Consider the following 25,345-nt stretch of genomic DNA (forward strand, 5'->3'; position numbering starts at 1 on the left):
TAATAATAAAATTTATCATCAAAAACATGTCCTCAAAAATCGTATACATCTGTCAGGTATGTAGTAATCAAACACATAGATGGACTGGTAAATGCAATTCCTGTGGTAGTTGGGACAGCATAATAGGAGAAACGGCTACTGAACATCTAACAAACATACAATATACCTCTGAAATAAAGTTAAGTTCATTATCCGATAACAATACAACATCCACCTCTCGTTTCATAACACAAATAACTGAAATAGATAGAGTATTTGGAGGAGGTATAGTCTTAGGTAGTAGTACTCTAATTGGTGGAGAACCTGGTGTAGGAAAATCAACCCTGTTATTACAATTAGCTGCAATTTTAGATAAAAAATCACCTATGTGTCTTTATGTTTCAGGAGAAGAATCTGTAGATCAAATTAAAATTAGAGCAAATAGACTAAATATTACTCAATCTAATATTCAATTATTATCAACATCATCTTTATTAGATATTACTAATTGTTTAAAAAAAAATAAGGATTTTAAGTGTATTATCATTGATTCAATACAAACCATATATGATAGTAAAATATCATCACCACCAGGTACCGTAGTACAAATACGCATGTGTACTCATGAACTTATAACTTTTACAAAACAACACAATATAATCTTATTCATATTAGGACAAATAACAAAAGATGGTCAAATCGCTGGACCAAAAACCCTAGAACATATGGTAGATACAGTATTATATTTCGAAGGAGAAAATAATACTCAACTTCGTATTCTACGTACAGTTAAAAATAGATTTGGCCCTACTAATGAAATAGGAGTATTCGAGATGTCTGATCAAGGTTTAATTCCAATAAAAAACCCATCCGCCCTTTTTCTATCTAAATCACAATATAATAATATAGTAGGTAGTGCAGTATTTGCAGGCATTGAAGGATCAAGACCTTTATTGATGGAAATACAATCATTAATTGCTAATACAAACATGGTAACTCCAAGAAGAGCAGTTGTGGGGTGGGATGTCAATCGATTAGCAATGATTATAGCTGTATTAACAGCCAAATGTAATATCTTCCTTGGAGATAAGGAAGTATACCTTAATATTGCAGGAGGGTTAAAAATATGTGAACCAGCAGCAGACTTAGCTATAGCAGCATCATTAATATCAAGTTTTACAAATATACCTATTCCACCATCAACAATAATACTAGGAGAAATAGCTCTATCAGGAGAAATAAGAAATGTATCAAGCATTGATTCACGTTTAAAAGAAGCTTATAAACTAGGCTTGACACAAGCAATTATTCCACTCAATAATAAAACCATCTTCTCTGATATTAAAATCATAGAAATAGGTCACATTAGAATGTTAAAAAAATATCTTATTGAATTATGAAAATATTTGGTACAATTTTCTTAATATGTTTTTTAATGTTTGTAGCCATATTCACAAAAACATTGTTAGATAAGAATACCGTTCCTGATGTTTCAAATAGAATAGTACTACCTCTCCTATACACAGAAGATAAATTATTTGATACAAACGAGCTAATTGGACATCCATACATATTAAATGTATTTGCATCGTGGTGCACAACATGCCAAGAAGAGCATGGTATATTACTAGACATTGCTAAAAAACAAATGATAAAAATATATGGTATTAATTATCTTGACACAGAATATAAAGTAAAAGAATGGCTGAAGACTAATGGTAACCCATACACTGAAATAGCTAAAGACTACTCTGGAAAGGTAAATAGTGCACTAGGAGTAACAGGAGTACCAGAGACTTTTATATTTGATCAACACGGGAAATTAATATTACACATACACGGTAATTTACCCGAAAATATATGGGAAACTCAAATACTACCTCTAATACAAAATTAAACACATATAACCTCACACACCACTAATCATATTAGAAATAGTGCTACTATAAAAAAACTGACAAAATCATACTAACTCGTATTCAGATCAACATCATAATTTTATGATAATTAGAAAATAAAATAACATATACTTTGAAGTATTCAGACTAAAATACTCACAACATCTTAGAATTAATCAAACAACTACTTTTTCTTAAGCATCCCTCAGTTATTATATTCCTAAGGGATATATATTTGTGTTAATGAGAATTATCCACACTTCATACCTACTCAAGGTAAACCAATACTACATATTACCTCAGAACTATAAATAAGCACTACAGGTGAATACCAGCTCCAGGACAATATGCTTAGTATATATCTAAACTATAGTAAAAGTAATATTATGAAAACAAAATCTACAAAAACCTCATCACACAATTTATATAATTACATATCCACACTTACTAAACCCTCTAATTCATTATTAAATCAATAGAAAGATATTTATACATTTTTGGAACTACCATTATTTTACTGAACATAATCTAGAGGTTAAATATATTTAGTTTAAATGCACTTTAATTAGCTGGTCCAATTATATTTGATTATATTGGTAATGTTTTTATCACTTTAGTAATAACTACATATTTTCACACAATAACTATAAAATTACATACTAATACTTATTAAAGTCTCTAATTCACTATTAAACCAATGGAAAGATACTTATAAATTGGAACTACCATTATTTTACTCAACATAATCTAGAGGTTAAATATATTTAGTTTAAATGCACTTTAATTAGCTGGTCCAATTATATTTGATTATATTGGTAATGTTTTTATCATGTTAGTAATAACTACATATTTTCACACAATAACTATAAAATTACATACTAATACTTATTAAAGTCTCTAATTCACTATTAAATTAATCGAAAAATACTTATAAATTGGAACTACCATTATTTTACTCAACATAATCTAGAGGTTAAATATATTTAGTTTAAATGCACTTTAATTAGCTGGTCCAATTATATTTGATTATATTGGTAATGTTTTTATCATGTTAGTAATAACTACATATTTTCACACAATAACTATAAAATTACATACTAATACTTATTAAAGTCTCTAATTCACTATTAAATTAATCGAAAAATACTTATAAATTGGAACTACCATTATTTTATTTAACATAATCTAGAGGTTAAATATATTTAGTTTAAATGCACTTTAATTAGCTGGTCCAATTATATTTGATTATATTGGTAATATTTTTATCATGTTAGTAATAACTACATATTTTCACACAATAACTATAAAATTACATACTAATACTTATTAAAGTCTCTAATTCACTATTAAATTAATCGAAAAATACTTATAAATTGGAACTACCATTATTTTATTTAACATAACTTAGAAGTTAAATATATTTAGTTTAAATGCATTTTAATTAGCTGGTTTAATTATATTTGATTATATTGGTAATATTTTATTATTTAGTAATAATTACATATTTTTATAAATAAGAATAATATCCAATAACTAAGCATACAGATAAACATAAAGCTACTTGCCTATGCTCTTAATAACTTATCAAAGTATTCAAATAGTCAATATAATACACCTCAAGAAACTAATTATATGTACATTTTGTTCATAAAAACATATATTCCCCCATTCATAATCATTATACCAGTACATAGGAAAAAACATCTAAGCGCATCTTTCAAAATAGAGTTACCATAATTAAATATAATATCAATCATCTTAATATTTTATACTTATTGAATACTCAATTACATCTTCTACTACAGATGCATATTAGTCACATTTATAATTATCATACTAGTATACAGAAAAAAGTATCAGAGTATATCTTCACAATATAGATAAAATACATTTTTAATTACATTATATCGTACTATAATATCTTCTCATTTCGGATAGTACCACAACAATATAAAATATTAAGACACTCTTTTCATTTTCTCATCTTTAGATGTACATTACAATTTACTAAATATCCTTATTGTACTTTTCTTATATAAAATTCACTTTGTATCTTTTTAACATCAGAAGTATTACCTAATATAGGTTAACATTTTCTTTTTTTTCAACTTTACCTATATTAATCAAAGACATTATACATAGCTTTCCACTATATAAAACCCATTACGTATCATTTTTAACCTGACCACAACTATGCAGAAAATAAGTGTAATATTCACTAACCATACACCTTAGCTATTTACCTACATTATAAAACATGTTATAGTACATAGCTTTTGTATCAACTTATGGCTTATTTAAATAATGAGTGTAACACAGCTTCAACTAGAACAGGTAATTAAGAATGCTTTTCCAGAAGCTGACATTACTGTAACTAGCTTAGTTGACGATAATAACCATTATTCAATTAAGGTAGTGTCACACCAATTCCATGGCAAATCAAAACTCGAACAACATAGGATGGTATATAAAGTATTAGATGGATTAAATATACATGCAATACAAATTAAAACAGAATCTAAGTAATGTACTATGACAAACAATATAATGGATAGAATAAAACATGATATAGAAACTAACGATGTAGTACTATACATGAAAGGTGATGCTAATATGCCTCAGTGTGGTTTTTCCAGTGTAGTAGTTACTATTCTTAAGAAAATGAATATCAGTTTCAAAAGTATTAATGTATTAGAAGATCAAGAACTGCGGGAAGCAATAAAGGAGTTCACAAACTGGCCTACCATACCACAATTATACGTGAAAGGTGAGTTTATTGGAGGATGTGACATAGTAAAAGAAATGTATCACACTGGAGAACTTCAAGAATTATTTGTAAAAAATAACCTAATTACAGCTAATTAGCTCAAGATACATTTAGTAAAAACTAACTATGACAGATCAAGAAGAAGCTAAGTTGATACTAGATAAGCTAAATGAAAAAATTAGGTATCATGATCTTTTATATTACACACAGGATAGTCCAGAAATAAGTGACGCAGAATATGATGACTTATGCCATCAAAGAAGTATAATTCTCGAAAAGTTCCCTTCACTAAATAGTTATTATCAAGATTATATAGGTGGAGATCCAGACTCAAGGTTTTCTAAAGTTAAACACAATGAGAGAATGCTATCTTTAGATAATGCTTTCAATAAACAAGATGTCGAAAAATTTATGGTGAGGACCAGAAAACTCTTAGATATGAAAGAAAACGAGTCACTATGTTTCTCCTGTGAATTAAAAATTGATGGGCTATCATTTTCTATAATATATAAAAATGGAAAATTATTTCAAGCATCTACAAGAGGCAATGGATACTTTGGTGAAAATATAACAAATAATGTTAAAACCATTGAAAATCTACCTCATACCATTCAAAATGCACCAGATTTTTTAGAAGTAAGAGGTGAAGTATATATAGATAGAAATGATTTCATACAATTAAATAATGAAGGAAAAAACTTTGCAAACCCACGTAATGCTGCAGCTGGTTCCATTAGGCAATTAGACCCTACTATTACTGCTCAACGTAAACTAAAATATTGCATGTACACAATAGTAAATAGCAATTGCCTAACACAAACAGAATCACTAAATCTATTAAACAGTTGGGGTTTTTGTACAAATGAACATACAATTAGTACAGATAATTTTGAAGAAGCTATTAATTTCTATAATAAAATGTACAACAATAGAAGTAACATAAGCTACGACATTGACGGAATAATATATAAAATTAACAACATCAAATTACAACATATTCTTGGTACAACAAGTAAGTCTCCTAGATGGGCTATAGCATACAAATTTCCAGCAATAGAAGGTAAAACAAAATTAAATAAAATTTCAATACAAGTTGGTAGAACTGGAGTGCTAACACCTATTGCAGAACTTGCACCCATTAATATAGGTGGAGTTGTAATAACACGAGCTAGTTTACATAACAAAAGTGAAATAGAACGCAAAGACATACGTGAAGGAGATTATGTTATTGTAAAACGAGCAGGAGATGTAATTCCCCAAGTAGTTGATGTTGATAAAAGCTTACGAACTGTAGAATTGGCAGAATTTAATTTCCCAACAGCATGCCCTGCATGTGGAAGCACTGTATACCAAGCACAGCAGGAAGTATCCATATACTGCATGGGAGGATTATTTTGTCACAATCAAATTTTAGAGAAAATTAGGCACTTTGTGTCAAAAGATGCATTTAATATTATTGGGCTTGGAAAAAAACAACTACTATTCTTTTATGAATATGGTTTAATCACAAATATTATTGATATATTTACACTAGAAGAAAAAATCAACAATAAAAACATACAATTATCCTCATTTAATGGATGGGGAGAAAAATCCATAAATAACCTATTATCTGCTATAAATAACAGCAAAGTAATTAACCTTGAAAACTTTATCTTTTCTTTGGGTATTAGATTTGTAGGTAAACATATAGCAAAGATACTTGCCAATCATTTTATATCATATAAAAATTGGTATACTGAAATGCTTAAATTAGCACAAGATGTTAATTATACAATTAATATACAACAAGTAGGATTAAAGACTATAAATTCACTAAGAACATTTTTCATAGAACAACATAATTTAAATATGATAAATAACTTAGTAGAACACCTCACAATAATAGACGCACAATCTAACAGCTATGTATCTCTGATTCACGGAAAAACCATAGTTTTTACTGGAGAATTATCAAGTATGTCACGGTCAGAAGCGAAACTAAAATCAGAAACTGCAGGAGCAAAAGTTTCTTCATCATTATCAAAAAATACAGATTTTCTTATTATAGGTAATAATCCTGGTTCAAAATATAAAAAAGCACAATCTCTTAACATACAAATCTTAAGCGAAGATATATGGTTACAATATATTCAACCTAATAAAGTATAATATATATAATGTATATCAAACATTAAAAGTATATTATTATCATTAATTATGAATATCGGTACTTTAGTACAAAAAAAATGGAAACTATAGATGCAAGTTTCCTTATCACACTCAAACACACAAACCTTCTCACTAGCAGTAATAATCCTAGTTCAAAATATAAAAAGCACAATCTCTTAACATACAAATCTTAAGCGAAGATATATGGTTACAATATATTCAACCTAATAAAGTATAATACATATAATGTATATCAAACATTAAAAGTATATTATTATCATTAATTATGAATATCGGTACTTTAGTACAAAAAAAATGGAAACTATAGATGCAAGTTTCCTTATCACACTCAAACACACAAACCTTCTCACTAGCAGTAATAATCCTAGTTCAAAATATAAAAAGCACAATCTCTTAACATACAAATCTTAAGCGAAGATATATGGTTACAATATATTCAACCTAATAAAGTATAATACATATAATGTATATCAAACATTAAAAGTATATTATTATCATTAATTATGAATATCGGTACTTTAGTACAAAAAAAATGGAAACTATAGATGCAAGTTTCCTTATCACACTCAAACACACAAACCTTCTCACTAGCAGTAATAATCCTAGTTCAAAATATAAAAAAGCACAATCTTTCAATATATAAATCTTGTTTAAATGAAAACTTATTCTTAAATATATTTAATCTAATAGAGCATTACCACTATAGCGAATATTATAAATCCACCAATATGATACCTGCATCAATTAATAATAATTGTTAATATGAAAAATGTAAAACTTAGAATTTTCAGTTTTTTACTACCTAAAAACATACTGAGTAATAATATAATACCAATTACTGCTAAATCTAACATACTAATCCTACCTCATTTTATAGCATTATTTCTTCTAGTTTGTAAAAGTATTATTTATCATACGCAATAGTTTCGCTTAAAAATATACTTAATTTATAATCCATCACATACAAACTCTAATTGAAAATTGATGTTTACCATGTACTCAAAATAAAGGATTTTTATAATCCTATATAATCTATATATGTAATATGCCATAGCATATTAAAATGATAACATACTATATACTCTTTATAGCACTCTATATAATCCTTAAAGATAATTACCTTATTAAAACTTAGCACTCACTATAAAACTATAAGCAAGTTTTTAGGATACTAACTACTGTATCATTAGAACAAGTACAAAAATTTAAACAACCCTAAGAACAGCAATAATAAAAACCTTATTCATTTACCTAAACTGGAAACTGATAAAACAATTAAATTTACATAATCTATTACTTACTTACATCTCTGATAAAGTAGTAACAATGTCTACACACTGATTATTTAATGCTTGAGCAGATACTATAATTTTTGATTTTCCTTGCATAAATTTTTCAATTTTACACCCAAAAAACTCATATCTCCAACCTGTCATTACATAACTAGACTTACCATTAAGAAACCTGATTAAACTACCTTTAGAACACACCAACTTTTGTGATATATTATTCTCATAACAAATATTGTATAATAATATTAAGAGTATATTTAAAACTGACTTATTATTATTAGAAGTTACACTAGACAGACCACCAACATCAATAGACTGATTATTACTAATAATTTGAAAAACATCAAACGTTGTATCATGCAATAAATACTCTTTTTTGATGTACTTCTTTAAAATACTAATATCACTTTTTCCCACAAGATCTTTAGCTAAGTATGGTATTGCTTTATTTTTTAATACAAAATCACGATTAACATTAAAATACTTTGCTAATTTTTCTCTCCATTCAACAATAGACCAACTAATAATAATCTCATCCTTTGTCACTTCTGAAGGAAAATCAGAAATGTCATATATGTTACCATAACTTGCCTCCTGTTTGACAATATTACTCATTTCTTCTAAAAACCATAACAACCTTTTAGAAGATATAAGATTATCATATAGTACCTGGTATAACTCATATAAATACACAACATCATCAAGTGCATACTGAATCTTATCATCAGATAACGGACGCATTAGCCAGTTAGATCGTTTTAGAGTTAATTTATCTAATGAAACATCTAAAAATTGTGCAACTAACTTTGAATATCCCACAGCATTATCATAATAGGCACAAAACATGGCAGCAATTTGACTATCAAAAATAGGATAAGGAATTCTCGGAAATTTTGTTAATAATGCATCTATATCTTGTTTACAATCATGAAAGATCTTGACTATCTCTTTATTATAAAAAATAGATTCCAAAACAGATAAATCTATATCATCTGCTAGAACATCAATAACACATTTTCCTTCACTCCAGGCAATTTGTATCAAAGATAATCTAGGATAGTATTCATTACAATTTCTGATAAATTCAGTATCTACTGCAATAAATTTAGGACATGACATAAGTAATTGATTACATACATCCTGCAATTTACCAGTAGTATCAATCAACATACTTTTCATTCCTCTTTATCATTTAACATATACTTATTATCTATAATGCAATTTCACTACATACAACTAATTTACATACACACTGATCTAAATTTTTATAAAATAATTAAATCTTTTATGAAAATTATCAATTCTATCCTTATTAAACATGACCTAGTATTTTAGCTATACAATAAAATGCATAATTTTACCTTTTGATACATCACAATATATATTTAGTACATAAATAAGACTAAGCATTTTTAATACTGTTAAGATAGTACCAAACCTTCCAAAATATTACGCGTTTATTTTTTATCTACTAGCATACTTATCCTATTTATTTCATACTAATAACAAAATATCATGTAACATTTTTAACACAATACACTTATAAACTTTAGTTACTGATAATCTTTAACAATACAAAATAAACTTTTATAATCTACTACATATATAAAGATATAAGTTTTACACATCTAATATTACAAATATCTTATATAAACATAGAATGACGTTATATATATATTAATAACTATTGGAATAAAATTCTATATAAATACATCAATAGATGGCTAAAAATCTGTGTAACACCATTGTTAATAAAAAAATCAAATTTATTACACAATGATTACTATCTGTACTATTGACTACTTAAAGTGTATTTTATCCATTATCTAAACATTTTATAAATGTTAATTTAACCATACCACCATCCTCTATATTATAAAAATTTATTGATGCATGATGCTCATCTAATATTTTTTTTACTATAGATAAACCTAATCCCGTTCCTTGACTACGAGTTGTTACATAAGGTTCTGTAAGTTTTTCTATAAGCTCTTCTGGAAAACCAATTCCATTATCTTGTACTTGTACGTAAACTTGATCATCATCTTCAACTACACTAATAGTTATTTTACCATGTACATTATGTTTAATTTCAATAGACTCACATGCATTTTTAAATAAATTAATAAATACATGATTAATTTGACTTTTATCTAATACTACAAAAATTGGCTTATCTGGTACATTAAAATTATAATCTACAAGATCACAGCTAAATTGCCCGGAGGATACTAAATCCCTTATAACATTACAAATATCATGCTTAACCAATACAGGATCTGACATCCTTGCAAATTTAGCAAATTCATCAACAATCCCTCTAATACTTGTAACATGACGAATAATTGTATCAACATACCTGGAAAAACTTTCCTGGTCAGATACAATTTCTTTTTTATATTTGCTATTCAATCTTTCAGCAGCAAGATATATTGGAGTAATAGGATTTTTTATTTCATGTGCTATTCTTCTTGCAACATCAGACCATGCTGCTGATCTCTGTGCTTCAACTAAACTTGAAATATCATCAAACGTAATAATATATCCTTTTGTAACACTGCCTAATACTTTAATGCGTACAGACAAAGTAAAAGATTTTTTATTTCTAATTACAATCACTTCATCTTTCATCTTATTGCTTGTTATCAACTCAGATATTTCAGGAAAAACACTATCAAGTTCTACATTTAACACTTCAGGAGCTAACAATTCTTTTGCCTTATCATTCATTAAAGTAATAACACCTGCACAATTTACAGCTATTATCCCAGAAGAAATACCTGACAATACAGCTTCTATAAACTCTCTCCTTTCATTCATATCCTGATATAACTTTATTAACTGAGAACGTTGAGTATTAAGTTGTGATGTCATCTGGTTAAATGCACGCACAAGCGTAGACATTTCTTGTCCAATTTTACCTTCTTCTATTTTAAAAGATAAATCACCCTTTTGAACTTTCCTTGTAGCATAAAACAAATCCAATAATGGACGAACTATATCACCAGAAAAATTAATACCATACCAAATCGCAGTAAATAATAATAACAATGATATTAAAATAAATATCATTGAAAATTGAACTTGCAACGACGATATCTGAGATTGTAAATCTCTATAAGATTTAACAGCTCCCTTAGTTGCAGATAAGTGAGAAGACACTTTCATATCTATAATACGGCCAACCATAATATACGTAGATGAGAACCCATCAATTAACAAAAAAGCACGTATCATATTTTCTTGTGTTATTATAATCACTTTATCATCATCTATTGTTTCTAAACCATACCATGGAATCATATCAAAACTTAAAGCAAAGCTAAATTTACTACTTGCTATCACTCTACCTGGTTGAAAAATCAATACTTCTGATAATCCTAATAGATCTGCTTCAGACTGAACAACATCCTGCAAATATCCTTTATCATAATATAATAGTCCTTTATTACCAGATACATAATGCGATATAGCTAAGATATCAGAACGAATATTTCTCTTCTGCTCTCTAAGATAGGCTTCTGCTACTTTTATAGATTGATGCATAGCAGTTTCTACCCTTTCATTAAACCAAGCTTGAATACTATAATTAAAAAACAAGCTAGAAAATCCAGATATAATAATAGTAGGAATAACAGCTACCACAGAAAACATTAACACAATTCGTGTTTGCAAATGTGAGCCTAAACGTCCTCTCTTCCTCTGTATCCATATATTAATCAGCTTATAAGATACACTTGTAATTAATAATAAAAATAATATTAAATCAAAAAATATTAATTTAATAGCTTTACTATGATCAGGCCCAAGTGGATCATCATGATGGAAAACAACACAATAAGTTATAACAGAAAACAGAAAAATAGATATAGCTAGAAATGAAGCAACAATTTTAAAAAATTTTAACTTATTTATGCTGCGATATACCTTTATAAACCAGTTTTTCATTAGAGTATCAAACGGTGATGAACTAACTTATACAAAAACAATTAGTTCTTAGGCCTATGACACACTATAACATGCCTAAAGGAACCTATATTTAGAATATTTGTAAAAAATAAAGAACGCTACAAATTTTTTCATATAACCAAATAATAAAAAATACTCATAGCGCATAATTTTATCTTAGCATTCTAAAACTTCGAGGTTAATTGCTGAGAACTTTCCATTATTTTTATCAAGCTGATACTTAACTTTTTGACCTTCTTTCAACTCACTAATTCTACTTTTTTGTAATGCAGTAATATGAACAAAAATATCTTTCACATCTTGACCTATATTTTTTACTTTATCACCATGGTCTTTACGAATAAATCCATAACCCTTTTCTGAACTAAACCACTTTACATACCCAGTGTAAATTGAGTCATCTACCAACCGTTGAGACATTAAACAATCCTTAAAAATTAACATAAAAACATATACTACACTACCAATAATACATTAAAATACCATGTATTAGAATATATAATACTATGTTGGATTAAGAGTAAAGGTTAATATATTTTTTGCAAGAAAAAATTAGTAGACTAGTCTCAAGAATATCTACATTACAGCGTTGATACTAGGTATAAAATTACTATTATACTGCAATATTTAAATAATATTAATAATTTAGTTGACTTTTATTAAAATTAGATATAGCAAGTGATTAATCCAATACGACATTACACAGTTATGCATTTGTTTTGCTTTGGATATGGATACACAGCTAGCTTCCTTGCACAAAAATTACTACCTCTTAAATGGAAAGTAAGCGGAACATCATTTCATAAAAAGAAAACACAAGATAAAAACGTAAATATATTAGATTACAATTTCCCATTACCAGAATCAATATTTAGTGATGTCACTCATGTACTTATATCAATCCCTCCAGAAGGAGACAATATTCTTGAAAAATACCACTTACTCTTAAAAAATATTCATTGGTTAGGGTATCTATCAGCAACAAATGTATACGGAAATCATAATGGTAATTGGGTTAACGAAACATCTATTACAAATCCATCAACCAGCTCCGGCATTCATCGTTTAAACAAAGAAAAACTCTGGCTCAACTCTAACTTACCCACACATATATTCAGATTATCTGGTATATACGGCCCACACAGAAATGTATTACGCAACCTAATACAAAACAATGTAAGATATATTATCAGTGATATTATGTTTTCCCGTATACATGTAGATGATATAGCAAATATTTTATTTACATCAATACATCAACCAAACCCTAATAGTATCTATAATTGTTCAGATGACCTACCAGATTCATATTTAAATGTCATTAAATATGGAGCTCAACTATTAAACATAGATCCACCAAAACCCGTTACGTTTGAGGATTTACCAGATAGTATGAAAAGATTTTACACAGAAAACAAACTAGTAAGTAACCTTAAAATAAAACATGAGCTAGATGTATCTTTAAAATATCCCACCTATATACAAGGTTTACAAAGCTTAATTAACACAGAAAAATTTTAAAACATCAGCAGAAATACCTGATATAGAAAACACAAAAAGCAACTTGAGAATAAAAAAGTTAGCATCCCACAGTATTACAGAAACTCAAACAAACTCTAAAAACTCAATTAATTAAAAAAACATACATTATATCATACGTAAACAATACAAAAACATATCTTTACCAATAACTTCACCATAAGAGTATATAAAATTTAACTAGTATAGAAAAAAATTTTTAAAGCATAAACAATAGCTTTATCTAGAACAATTGTAATATTAATAGTACAAAAACATATGGTTTAGGTATGAATGATAATATATCTGAAAAAGATTTTTTATTCTGAATTCAAGAAAATTGATTAAACATTTTTCCTACAAAAAATGAGTACTTTAATAAATAAAAAAATATAATAAATAACCTAAAGTAGATTCAGATATACATAATCAATATTCGATCCATGTACACAGTTTATAAAACCTAGTAATAAAGAAATTTTAGCAACATCAGAGTAAGTAATAACCTAAGCAAGTTATACTAGTATCATATTAACTAATCGATTAATACCTACCATACAGTATAAAATTAACTTAAGATACTGTGAACCTATATTATAAAAAGCTATTTAATTAAGAATTCATCACATTAAATCAATACTATTTTAATACCACTCCTACATTAATAGCAAAGTTATATATCTCCGAATTCGATATAGTTTTACATATTACTAGATTATAATGAAATTATACCTTTCAAATAAATTATAACACCTAGCTAAGTAAACTAACTCTTGTCTATAATTAATGATCATACACTTTGATATCTTATATATTTATATACCACCTCACTAAAAATCATCACAAAGACACTCCATAATTACATATATATTATATCAATATACATATACTTCAGTAGAAATAATAACTAATATAGAAACCCATACTGAAAAAAAATTTTTACATAGGCAAAACATGAATAATATAACCATTTCAATGTATTATGAGATAGCTTTTAAGTGCATTTGTATTTATGATATACTATGAGTTATAAATTAATTACATTATTAATGTCTAACACCATACATGCACACATTGATTTTAAACTTGCATTGATTAATGATTAATTGTAAATGTGTTACTTGCCATCTAGATATCACGTTATATGAGGACCAAATATGTCAGTCATGCCAGATCATTGGATAAAAGATAAGGCTATAAAAGACAAGATGATTAACCCATTTACTGATCACAAGAAGAGTAGTGGCGTTTTATCATATGGTCTATCATCTTATGGGTATGATGCAAGAATAGACAATAAATTTAAAATATTCACAAATGTCAATTCAGTAACAGTTGATCCTAAAAATTTCCCTTTAGGAAGTTTTGTTAACAAAGAAGAAGATGTGTGTATTATCCCACCTAACAGTTTCGTATTAGCAAAAACTGTAGAATATTTTAGAATACCAAAAGATGTGCTTGTAATATGTGTAGGTAAGTCAACTTATGCAAGATGTGGTATTATCGTTAATGTAACCCCTCTAGAACCAGGGTGGGAAGGATATGTGACATTAGAATTTTCAAATACTACACCGCTACCTGCAAAAATCTATGCTTTTGAAGGAGCTTGCCAATTCATTTTCTTAAAAGGAGATAGTGAATGTAGTGCATCATATAACGAGTTAAAAGGAAAATACATGAACCAATTAGGTGTAACTTTACCTATTGTTAAGTAATAAATTAAGTTATTGTACTCACAGTAAACTTACCATTACACTAGCTACTTGTATAATAGAAGTACATCAAACCACTTTAATAATTAAAATCACTTTGCTAATATTACACATTAAAATACTTGGCAATAATTAAATAAAATCTTTTATTATATACATATGCTAAATTCCAATCGACTTTTTACTGTAGTTAATCTAAATTTTAGAAGTTATAAAACGGTATTGCTTAATATATTGGAAAAAAATTTTTCCTTTCTAGTTTTATATATTAATTATCTCTAATAAATTTAATATTAAGCATCAAATGAAATTTATAGTTTACCAATTAAACTTATATATAGTCTTGATGTATTGCTTTTTTTAACAATGTGTACACCTTATCAAGTAGAACTTGGGATAGCATGTAGTCTTTGTGCAACTTCCTTATATCTCTCGATTACATTTCCAAGATCAAGTCGATAACAATCTTTATCTAACTTTTCATTAGTTGATATATCCCAAAGCCTACATGTATCAGGACTTATTTCATCAGCTAGAAGTAGCTCAGTTTGATTATTGTATAACCTGCCAAATTCTAGTTTAAAATCTACTAATTTAATATTCACGTCCAAAAAAAGTTTGCTTAGAACATCGTTTATATGAAGTGATAGCTTTTTTATCATATCCAGCTCATATGATGTTAGTAATTGAAAACTTAAAATATGGCTTTCACTGATCATAGGATCATGTAATTCGTCATCTTTATAATAAAATTCAAGAATAGGTAATCTAAATGTTATTCCATCTTTCATATTGAATCTTTTACTAAAATTACCAGCTGATGTATTCCTTACAACAACTTCAATTGGTATGATTGTAACATGCTTTATTAACTGTTCTCTATCATTTAACAAAGATATAAAATGTGTTTTTATACCTGTAGATGTCAGCTTTTTCATTATAAATGCACTTATATAGTTATTCACTACTCCTTTTTCTGGAATAATATCAGCTTTTTTATTGTTAAATGCAGTTATATTATCTTTAAAGTGCTGTATAACCTCTGTAGACTTAGAAGTTGAAAATATAATTTTTGCTTTTCCTTCGTAAATTTTTTGTACCATATGTATTTTCTGGTAAATATAAGGGCTCATTGTATATTTCTATAAGCGTTTTAGCAACTGCCTTTTTTATATTAACCAATGTATCGTGTACTTAATAGTTCTTTATATTATATGTGTTTTTGTAGATTGATGAAAATAATGTGTATATAGTTGTAAAATTACAGAGATTAGATAGGCCAATACGGGGAGCAATCTTATGCAACATAATAAATTGAGAGAAGTTAGAGGTACTAAAGATTTGTTAGATGACGAGCTGTATAAATTTCAATATATACAACATTTAGCTCAAACAATAGCAAGTAGATATGGATTTATACCTGTTGATACTCCAATTATTGAGTTTACAGAAGTATTTACTAAATTGGGAAACACATCTGATATTGTAACTAAAGAAATGTATAATTTTAAAGATAAGGCTGGAGAAGATATAACACTAAGACCAGAGTTTACATCAGCTATTGTAAGGTTACTTATTAGTAAAAATTTAACTATTCCTGTAAAGTTATTTTCTAGTGGCCCTGTATTTCGTTATGAAAGACCTCAGAAATGTCGTCAAAGGCAATTTCATCAAATTAATTTCGAATTTTTTGGAAGTGATAGTCCAATTGCAGATGTTGAGATGATATCTTTATGTTATAATATCTTAAGTGAGCTAAAATTATCGGACCGTATAAAACTAGAAATTAATTTTTTAGGTGACCAAGAAACTATAAACTCATATAAAATACATCTTGTAGAGTATCTAAATAAATATCAAAAAGATCTATCAGAAGATAGTCAACGTAGACTTGTTGTCAATCCGTTGAGGATATTAGATTCGAAATCTCCTGAAGATTGTAAAATTTTACTTAATGCTCCTAGTATTTCTGACTTCTATAATCAAAATTCACAAAACTTTTTTAAAGAAGTTTTGGATGGCTTGGATAATTTGTCCATTAATTATGTGATAAATCATAATATAGTTAGAGGCTTGGATTACTATTGTAAGACAGTTTTTGAGTTTACAACTTCCGAGTTAGGATCCCAAAATTCAGTAATTGCTGGTGGTAGATACGATGGATTAGTAAAATCTATGGGCGGACATAGTACACCTGCAATTGGTTTTGCAGCAGGTGTTGAGAGACTCAGTGCTTTAATAGATTATGAGCATAAAAAACCTAAGCGTATAGTGTTAATACCTATAGGAGATGATGCAATATCCTACGCTATTAAGCTTGCATATGAATTGCGGTGTAAAGGGATACACGTATGTTGGAATAATTATAGAGGTACTAGTCTCAAAAACGAATTAAGAAAAGCAAATGACACTGACATAGTTTTGATTTTTGGAGACGAAGAACTCCAAAGCAACACAGTAAAAGTAAAAGATATGAAAACTGGTGATCAACAAAATGTTGCTGTATGTGACTTATTGGATAATTTACTATATAGAATTGTGTAATAAAGTTTACATTTAAGTCAATCCTTTTTTGCATTTTTATTCTAGGCTTACTTTAACATTAAAGCTGTGTACAGATTTGCAATTTGTAGTAATATTGTTTCTTATCTATTTTATTCTTCTTGTATGATTAGAATTTCATCTCCTTAATATTAATTATAGTCCTTTTTCCTTATTCTGTTCCAACATTATCTCTTAATAAGGCAATATTAAGTAAGCGCTTACAAATAGTCTTTCTATGTAAAACAATACTACTTATGGTAAGTACAAGTGAATAAGTACTTGCTTACTTAATAGTTATATATTAAAATTCTACTAGAGTGAGGGTTTATGCATATTGATAGTATTTATTTCTTATACTGAAGATTTTTATCTCTATTACTTATTATTATAATAAGTTGATTATATGTTGGTAGCTATTATGTCAATTTATTATTCTTTAAATTCCTCGGTGGTATAAAGAAAGCTAGTATTACATATTTTTATAGGTAGTGTTGTGTTACATCCAAAATTCAAACAGTACATTTTAGCAAGAAAAAGCATTTTTTTAGATTGTCTACGTAAACATGGTTTTAATGATCAAGAAATTTTAGCTGCTCTCACCATCCTTACATCTTTTCATCAAAATGTTGCTTCTTATATTGATACTGGTGCAGAAGAACCTCAGATTATCGACAATTTTTGTATTCATTTTAATATTGCACATCCTGACCCTAGAAATTTCATCATTTTTCATACTTTGCAAAGGCAATCTGCATCAAGTCCTAAGGATAAAGAAGTTTTATCCTATGTTCTGCAGATGTATGGAATATATCGTATGTTTAGTACCATATATCAGAGCATGTTTGCTAATCCATATAATACTGATGAACAGATCGCTACTAGTGTAATAGAAGATATTACAAAAACCTGCAAGGCTGTTATGCATATGGAGGAGGAAGCCATAGATATAAATGATCCTCAATTTATAAGCAATATAACAACCTTTACCAAAGTTGTTTTAGGCATTGATTACTATGATATCCAACAACAGATCTGCTACCAGATAAAAATAGTTAAAGCTAACTATTTAAAAATAGCAGCTAAACTAAACAAACCTATAGATCAAGCAAAGGTTAGGAAATTTCTTGTAATGTTAATATATAAGGATGCTATTAGGTATTTTGGAGAAACTCACAGTAGTATCTTTAGTAATAAATTCCAGAAGGAAATGCCTGCTATACTTACTCCAATAAGTGGTGCATATGACCCATCTTTATCTAATACAGTATACGAAAACAAAAATGTTGGCAAGTTAACTAGATTAATACTTAATGCCTATCAGGATATTTTCTATGCAATGTACCAGGATTGTCTCTCTATCTGCAATCCAGAGTACTTAATGTCAGCATCTCTTTCTCAAGACATTAACTGTACAATGAGAACCTTTGAAAACTTACAAACAACAAGTACATTTCAAATTATCCCACGCAATAACACTAGTTTTGTTAGTTGCGATATCTCACATGCAATACACAGTACACTTAATACTACTCATGCCATAAAGTTAAATATATTACATGTCATAAGTGCAATATATAAGGAAGTACTATTACAAAAGTTTATTTCGCAAAGTGAAGACCATAGAGACATATTAACAGAATTACATGGAGCTAACAAACAATTATCAGGACATTTGTTAGAGTTACTAGCCCTTTGTTATTATTCCGCATTCCATCTAAAATTACCAGCTTCACAAATAAAAGAATGTTATGATACATGTTACAATTTCTTAGTAAAGATCGCAAATGCCTCACATAAAAAACATACCAAATTACTTCGGGGGTATGAAGTACTTTTTAATGAAATTCAAGCAAAGTTACATTGTAGCACAGTTAATATATATAATCAAAATACTCAGATTATACCAAATAACATGGTCATGTTATTGCAACACCTAACATTGAATGAAGGTGTACCATACATATTAGGCAATACACAATTACCATATCACATGATAGCTTGTTGTAGTACTGTTAATGAAAGAAAAGCTCGACAAATCGCAGTTATAATGTGTAGAGTATTAGGGCAACATTCTCTTGATCCGGAACACTATTCTAGCAGTGTACTAATAATTTTATTAAAGCTATGTTTTGGTAATTTTTTAGAAAAATCTTGCATTACAAGATTATTTGATATTGCATATGTTGCTTATAACAACCCTGAAACCTTATTATCACGTGTAACATCAGGTATTAATAAGTTTTATATAACACTTTCTTTACTAGCAAATCTACTAAACAGCGATGTAAATAACATATACTGTTATGCATCAGCTGATGATTTTGCAAAAGCCAATGCTGAACCTTTTCACAACTATATGACAATACATAATGTCCTTGATTCTTTTTCAGAGGAATTAGGTGTCGATACAGATCATATAGTAACAACACAAGATACACTGTACAGTACTGAGTTCTGCAATAAAACAATAAGGGAGGTTGTATTACGTATGCAGTTGGTACGTACTACGGAAACAAGGGAAATATCATGCCAAAACTTTGACATTTCTTTGTTTAGTCGTACCCTACAATTAGCTGCATGTTATGTAAGTTCTTTCAGTGATGAGCAATTTTCTCAATATTTATGTACAGCCCAAACATCTTCCATACAATTTTTATTATTTAATATTCTAGTTTCAAGTTCTGTAGTACGAAATATAGATCTATTGTGTAATAGTGCTAAGAACCTACAATATCCACTACTCAGAGCATTTGAAGAAGGACTTCAGGAGTGTGTTTCTTGGGATAGTGTGTCATCAGCATCTACAACATCACAATGGCTCTCTCCTTTCGATATACAAAAGTTAGTTTGTCCTTTAGTTGATAAAAATGGAAATATTTGCCTATCACATGATGTAGTTAAACAGGTTGGTAATAATGCATTGAGTGATCAATTAAAATTTTCAATTGATCAAGATATACAACTTGTATCATTGTTAGCTAAGGGATTTTCCATGGATCAATTATATATTCCTAATATATACGCTACAGCACAAGCTTTAGCAATTCACTACCCTCACACTAGTACTAAAGAAAGTGAAGGTCACATAACTGATACATATGATAGCCATAGTATTAGCAGTCATACAAAAAAAACAGCTCAACCACCATATCCCAAAAAAACCCTATGTTGTGTATTTGCAGCAGCATTAATTATACTTTTTAGTATTATAACAATATCATTGTTATACCACTGTGAGGTTAATAATAAAGATATAATAATTAATATTATTGCTATAGCAAGTGCCATTATTGCACTATCAATGATAGCTTATGGAATCATATGCAGCAAAACCTACACCATTACTGATGAAAACAATAATGCAGAAGATATGGAAGAAGGTGTTCCCAACACAATAACAATCACTGAAGACCCTAAAAACCCTTCTATAAATAGCACAGATAACACCCTTCATTAAGGAAAGAAGCTTTATTGTTCCTGCTGTTCTACTATTTTACTTCTTAAAGTTGATAAATCTGCAGCTCCCCCAATGAATGCATCACCTATTATAAGAGCAGGAGTACCTCTAATATTTAACTTCTCAGCCAGATTTCTAGTGGACTCTATCATCTTATCAATAGTACTAGAATTTTTAGATAAAGAATCTTTAAATTCCTCTTCTGAAATTTCAAGTGATTTAACTATATTAAGTATAGATTCATCATTAAATGGCTGTTTATGATTTAATGCTGCATAATAGAAGTCCAGATACTTACTTGGATTGATAAGATGTATAGCCAATGCTGCTTTAACAGCCTTTAACGACGACTCGCCAAGTATTGGAAAATCTCTAAAAATAACACGTACCTTACCATCTTTTACAATTTGTTTTATATCTTCAAACATCATTTTACAATAACCACAAGAGTAATCAAAGAACTCAATAAATGCAACTTTACTGTCTTTATTGCCAGCAGATGGGTATGCAATATCTTCAAGCTCAGATTTATATTTTTTGATATTTTCAGTAAGCTCTGCTCTTTCTGCTTGTGCTTGGCCTGTAGTGAGTAAATCTATTACCCTCTGAGGATAATTGGTTATATATTCCTCAACTATAGATATAACTGCATCCTTATCCAATGTAGTAGACTTACCAGAATGATTAGATAGCCAGTTATTTAATAGTGGAAAACTTGCTACTAATAATACTAAGCCTAACAAAAGAAAGATTCTTATCATCATAAACCTGGTAAAAGATAGAGTGCTAAAGCTACTATAAATTTATACTGAAGTCAATATATGAAAAACAAATATTATTGAAATTTTGCCATAAAACAATTTGTAATAAGTTTATTATCATTTATACAAAAAACAACAGTAACTAAATCAGTAGTGAGATACAGATCATCCATGACACTAGATTTACTAATATAATTACAATGCAATCATAGATATATGAGTCATTAAGTAATAAATATAAAAAAATAGATATAACTTCTTATTGTATATTTTAGAGTAAATTAAGAATAATTATACTTTCATTACAGTAAATAAAGAACCAAGGTTTTATACTTTACAAGATTAAATTTGATATAATATTCATAGAGAAAACAATAGGATATAAAGTCAATACAGAGAAAATAGGCTATCTACTAAATGGAATTAATGAACTAAAAAAGAGAACAAAAAATTTAGTTAATTTAGCAAATGAGTCCCTATTTTATGTTGAAGATATTCCAATTTCTTTTGATCAAGAATCTCTTATAATTAGAGAATCTAACCATATTGAATTCAATATTCCTACATAGTAATACTATGTATAATCAATCTCGAAAATTGAAAAAAGTTCCAATTTTTACAGTATCAGTACTTGTTCTAACGTCACTTATTACCTCAATTTTAAACTGTAATTGATTTAATAATGCATTACAGTATGTTATTAAATACACAATTTGAAAAAAATTAAGACTCGCTAATTCTACTATTTTAATAGAAAGCAGAAAATAATTTTAATTAACAATTTAATTGTTTTTGGCTAAGTAGCATAGGTAATTAATAATATTAAAGTGTTAGTGATAATGGATAACTGAAAAGTATTGTACAACACATTCTAAGTTTTAATATAAGTATGCCATCAAAATAATCAAATAAATACTGATACTCCTATAAATATTAAGTAATAGATAATTAAGTAGAAAAAGATTTTAACATGTGCATAATTTATTAATATTCCGTATTAGATTAAGCAGAAAAAAAATTAGCAATATTACTAAGTATAGGTTTATCTCTAAAAATAAGATGTATTATCACGCATTTAGTAATGGCTCATAAATACTATATTAGCCAAAGAACAGAATCAAAATCCAAAACATTAACTATTACAAACACATATAATCATATATATTAGTAAAAGGAATATTATCCTAGGAAAACTTAAAACTATTGAAATATAAATCTATTACCTTGATTTGAGATTCAATTGATAAACTTGCTTTCAGTAATTATGCATGTTTTAAACTTTGGTAAATTCATGGAACAGACAATATTGTGAAAGATAACATATTATAAACAATGTTACTCGTGATAAAAAATTTTGTATTACCCTTCAATATAGTAGAGATCAATGAATAATTGCATAAATAATAGAATTATTTCAACATTAACGTTGGAGTTACACAACTGCAAAATAATAGGATTTTCATCTTAATATTGAAAAAAGCTAGTTAAATATATATTGTTTGAAAGCCATATACAGCAACTATTTTGTATTACTTAAGGTTTTTCTGATTATATCTCTTTATTACAAAAGGCATTAGAGAAGTGTAATAAATTTTCCCTATCTCATAAACATTGCTATAGTACCTGATATAAGTATTTTATACAAAAAATACATTAGACAATCATTAAAAGTATCCTCAAGTTATACTGATCAGCAAATGCACTAAACTAGTCTTAACTATTAAAATAATACAGTACATATTATGCTATATCTTTCTGATTGATATAATCTTATCTATAAACAATCATAATTCACGAATATTATTCTATGCATTAATAATAATTAGAATTTTTGTTAAATTATATGAGAAACAAGATTATTTTGTGCATATAATATCAAAAACCACTGTGGATTCTAGTATGAATATTATTAATAATTCTGAAAATGTATGTACTGGCGTGAAAATATGGTTATGTATATGTTGCATAGGAATATTAGTAATGGTTTTTATTGGAGGAATAACACGCCTCACCCACTCTGGTTTATCAATCACAGAATGGAATCCTGTAATAGGAATATTCCCACCAGTTACTGAAAAGATGTGGATAGCAGAAAAAATAAAGTATATGGCTACTCCAGAATATAAATATATTACTTCCAATATTACTTTAACAGAATTCAAAAAACTGTATTTAATAGAATATTTCCATCGATTACTTGGAAGGATTGTTGGTTTGGTGTTTTTAATTCCATTTTTATACTTTATGTATAAACAAAAACTAAGTAAAAATTTAATACATCGTTTCATATTAATAGCTTTTTTAATATTAGTACAGGGAGTAATGGGATGGTATATGGTTAAAAGTGGTTTAATCGATCGCCCACATGTTAGTCATTACAGATTAGCTATGCATTTGCTGTTAGCATTAGCAATTTTTTATCTTTTATGGAAGCATTTTTTATTGTCTGTTGTACATCAAATAAAATGTAATATTAAAGTTACTAATACGTCAGTTTTTTATATAATCATCTCGTTGATTACTATACAAATAACGTGTGGTGCTTTAGTAGCTGGGTTAAATGCTGGATTATTAAGTAAAGATATTCCTTTCCTATCAGACAAAGTAGGATTAAACGATTTGTTATTTATTAAACCATGGTGGCATAATATTTATAATAATCCTATTACAGTACAGTTTATACATGAAGTAATTGCTCTACTTATTTTAATCATTGTCGTTATTACATTATTAGTATTAAAAGTAAGAATTTTTCCTATGTACTTATTATTAGCGCTTTTACTAATACAATTAACATTAGGCATATTAACATTTATATATAACGTACCTATAATACTGGCTTCGTTACATCAGGTTACAGCCTTTATACTCTTTGCTAGCAGTATATATCTACTACATTATGTAAAATTGTTGCAAATACAGTATGTAAAGAACAAGATTTAATTACTCTATTTCATATTAGTGTTTATTAGGTAATTTATATAAAAAGTGCTGTTATTGCTATATATCCTTTTTTAATATATCATGACTTTATAATATGAAATGCATAAATATTATATTTATAACTAATTAATTCCCCGTTTTTTTTGTTATATAACAAGTGATTATGGAATAACACTATTTGTACACTAAAGAAAAGTGTAAATCTGAGTACAAGTACTGTATTATATAGGTACAATATGTTCCTTAGTACGCTGTACACATTGCAGAAATATGCAAAATATTACAATTTGTATTAAACACTAATTACTTTCCTTTTTGCAACTACATAATTAT

The 25,345-nt window shown here is 27.7% G+C and carries 15 protein-coding genes and 1 pseudogene; 11 read left to right on the forward strand and 5 right to left on the reverse strand.

All coding sequences use genetic code 11. From position 1 onward, the window contains the following. Positions 1–26 precede the first annotated feature (26 nt). From radA to ligA, 5 genes are all read left to right on the forward strand, one after another. The gene (gene radA, locus ERUM_RS03735) at positions 27–1,379 is read left to right on the forward strand and encodes a DNA repair protein RadA (RefSeq protein ID WP_011155369.1); all 1,353 of its coding nucleotides are present in this window, start codon (positions 27–29) and stop codon (positions 1,377–1,379) included. Continuing rightward, positions 1,376–1,876: a DsbE family thiol:disulfide interchange protein gene (locus ERUM_RS03740; protein WP_011155370.1), complete on the forward strand. Its 501-nt coding sequence runs from the start codon at positions 1,376–1,378 to the stop codon at positions 1,874–1,876. The genes radA and ERUM_RS03740 overlap by 4 nt, the downstream gene beginning before the upstream one ends. Positions 1,877–4,181: 2,305 nt before the next feature. Continuing rightward, positions 4,182–4,403, forward strand: coding sequence for a BolA/IbaG family iron-sulfur metabolism protein (locus tag ERUM_RS03745; protein WP_011155371.1), 222 nt, complete (start codon positions 4,182–4,184; stop codon positions 4,401–4,403). 6 nt (positions 4,404–4,409) lie between these two features. Beyond that, positions 4,410–4,742 (forward strand): Grx4 family monothiol glutaredoxin, encoded by a 333-nt coding sequence (grxD, locus tag ERUM_RS03750; protein WP_011155372.1) that lies wholly within the window; start codon positions 4,410–4,412, stop codon positions 4,740–4,742. Between the two features lie 28 nt (positions 4,743–4,770). Then, positions 4,771–6,795: an NAD-dependent DNA ligase LigA gene (gene ligA, locus ERUM_RS03755; RefSeq protein WP_011155373.1), complete on the forward strand. Its 2,025-nt coding sequence runs from the start codon at positions 4,771–4,773 to the stop codon at positions 6,793–6,795. Between the two features lie 1,322 nt (positions 6,796–8,117). Here the strand turns inward: ligA and ERUM_RS03760 are convergent. The 3 genes from ERUM_RS03760 to ERUM_RS03770 form a co-directional block, all read right to left on the reverse strand. Beyond that, complete coding sequence (locus ERUM_RS03760; protein WP_231089472.1) at positions 8,118–9,278, reverse strand: ribonuclease D; 1,161 nt, start codon at positions 9,276–9,278, stop codon at positions 8,118–8,120. Between the two features lie 645 nt (positions 9,279–9,923). Beyond that, positions 9,924–12,056 (reverse strand): sensor histidine kinase NtrY-like, encoded by a 2,133-nt coding sequence (locus ERUM_RS03765; RefSeq protein WP_011155375.1) that lies wholly within the window; start codon positions 12,054–12,056, stop codon positions 9,924–9,926. 177 nt (positions 12,057–12,233) lie between these two features. Next, a complete protein-coding gene (locus ERUM_RS03770) occupies positions 12,234–12,497 on the reverse strand; it encodes a cold shock domain-containing protein (protein WP_065433825.1) in 264 nt (87 codons plus the stop codon). Positions 12,498–12,785: 288 nt separating this feature from the next. On the opposite strand from ERUM_RS03770, the gene ERUM_RS03775 reads away from it, so the two are divergent. Both ERUM_RS03775 and dcd read left to right on the forward strand, forming a co-directional pair. After that, positions 12,786–13,598, forward strand: a complete 813-nt coding sequence (locus tag ERUM_RS03775; protein ID WP_044148684.1) for an SDR family oxidoreductase — start codon at positions 12,786–12,788, stop codon at positions 13,596–13,598. Between the two features lie 1,154 nt (positions 13,599–14,752). Then, on the forward strand, positions 14,753–15,310 hold the full coding sequence (dcd, locus tag ERUM_RS03780; protein WP_011155378.1) for a dCTP deaminase: 558 nt from the start codon (positions 14,753–14,755) through the stop codon (positions 15,308–15,310). A gap of 377 nt (positions 15,311–15,687) precedes the next feature. On the opposite strand, the gene purC is transcribed toward dcd, so the two are convergent. After that, positions 15,688–16,440 (reverse strand): phosphoribosylaminoimidazolesuccinocarboxamide synthase, encoded by a 753-nt coding sequence (gene purC, locus ERUM_RS03785; protein WP_011155379.1) that lies wholly within the window; start codon positions 16,438–16,440, stop codon positions 15,688–15,690. 166 nt (positions 16,441–16,606) lie between these two features. Here purC and hisS point away from each other — a divergent pair, with 166 nt between their 5' ends. Then, complete coding sequence (hisS, locus tag ERUM_RS03790) at positions 16,607–17,851, forward strand: histidine--tRNA ligase (protein ID WP_011155380.1); 1,245 nt, start codon at positions 16,607–16,609, stop codon at positions 17,849–17,851. A gap of 493 nt (positions 17,852–18,344) precedes the next feature. Then, the gene (locus ERUM_RS03795) at positions 18,345–21,308 is read left to right on the forward strand and encodes a hypothetical protein (protein ID WP_011155381.1); all 2,964 of its coding nucleotides are present in this window, start codon (positions 18,345–18,347) and stop codon (positions 21,306–21,308) included. An 11-nt stretch (positions 21,309–21,319) separates the two neighbouring features. Here the strand turns inward: ERUM_RS03795 and ERUM_RS03800 are convergent, their stop codons facing one another. After that, complete coding sequence (locus ERUM_RS03800; RefSeq protein WP_044148687.1) at positions 21,320–22,069, reverse strand: DsbA family protein; 750 nt, start codon at positions 22,067–22,069, stop codon at positions 21,320–21,322. Between the two features lie 353 nt (positions 22,070–22,422). Here ERUM_RS03800 and ERUM_RS04935 point away from each other — a divergent pair. Together ERUM_RS04935 and ERUM_RS03805 are read left to right on the forward strand one after the other, a co-directional pair. Continuing rightward, positions 22,423–22,614: pseudogene (locus tag ERUM_RS04935) on the forward strand (glutamate--tRNA ligase); the annotation flags it as partial. 1,354 nt (positions 22,615–23,968) lie between these two features. Continuing rightward, on the forward strand, positions 23,969–25,012 hold the full coding sequence (locus tag ERUM_RS03805; RefSeq protein ID WP_173358438.1) for a COX15/CtaA family protein: 1,044 nt from the start codon (positions 23,969–23,971) through the stop codon (positions 25,010–25,012). Positions 25,013–25,345: the final 333 nt, after the last annotated feature.

Source organism: Ehrlichia ruminantium str. Welgevonden (genome assembly GCF_000026005.1).
In the GTDB taxonomy this organism is placed as follows: domain Bacteria; phylum Pseudomonadota; class Alphaproteobacteria; order Rickettsiales; family Anaplasmataceae; genus Ehrlichia; species Ehrlichia ruminantium.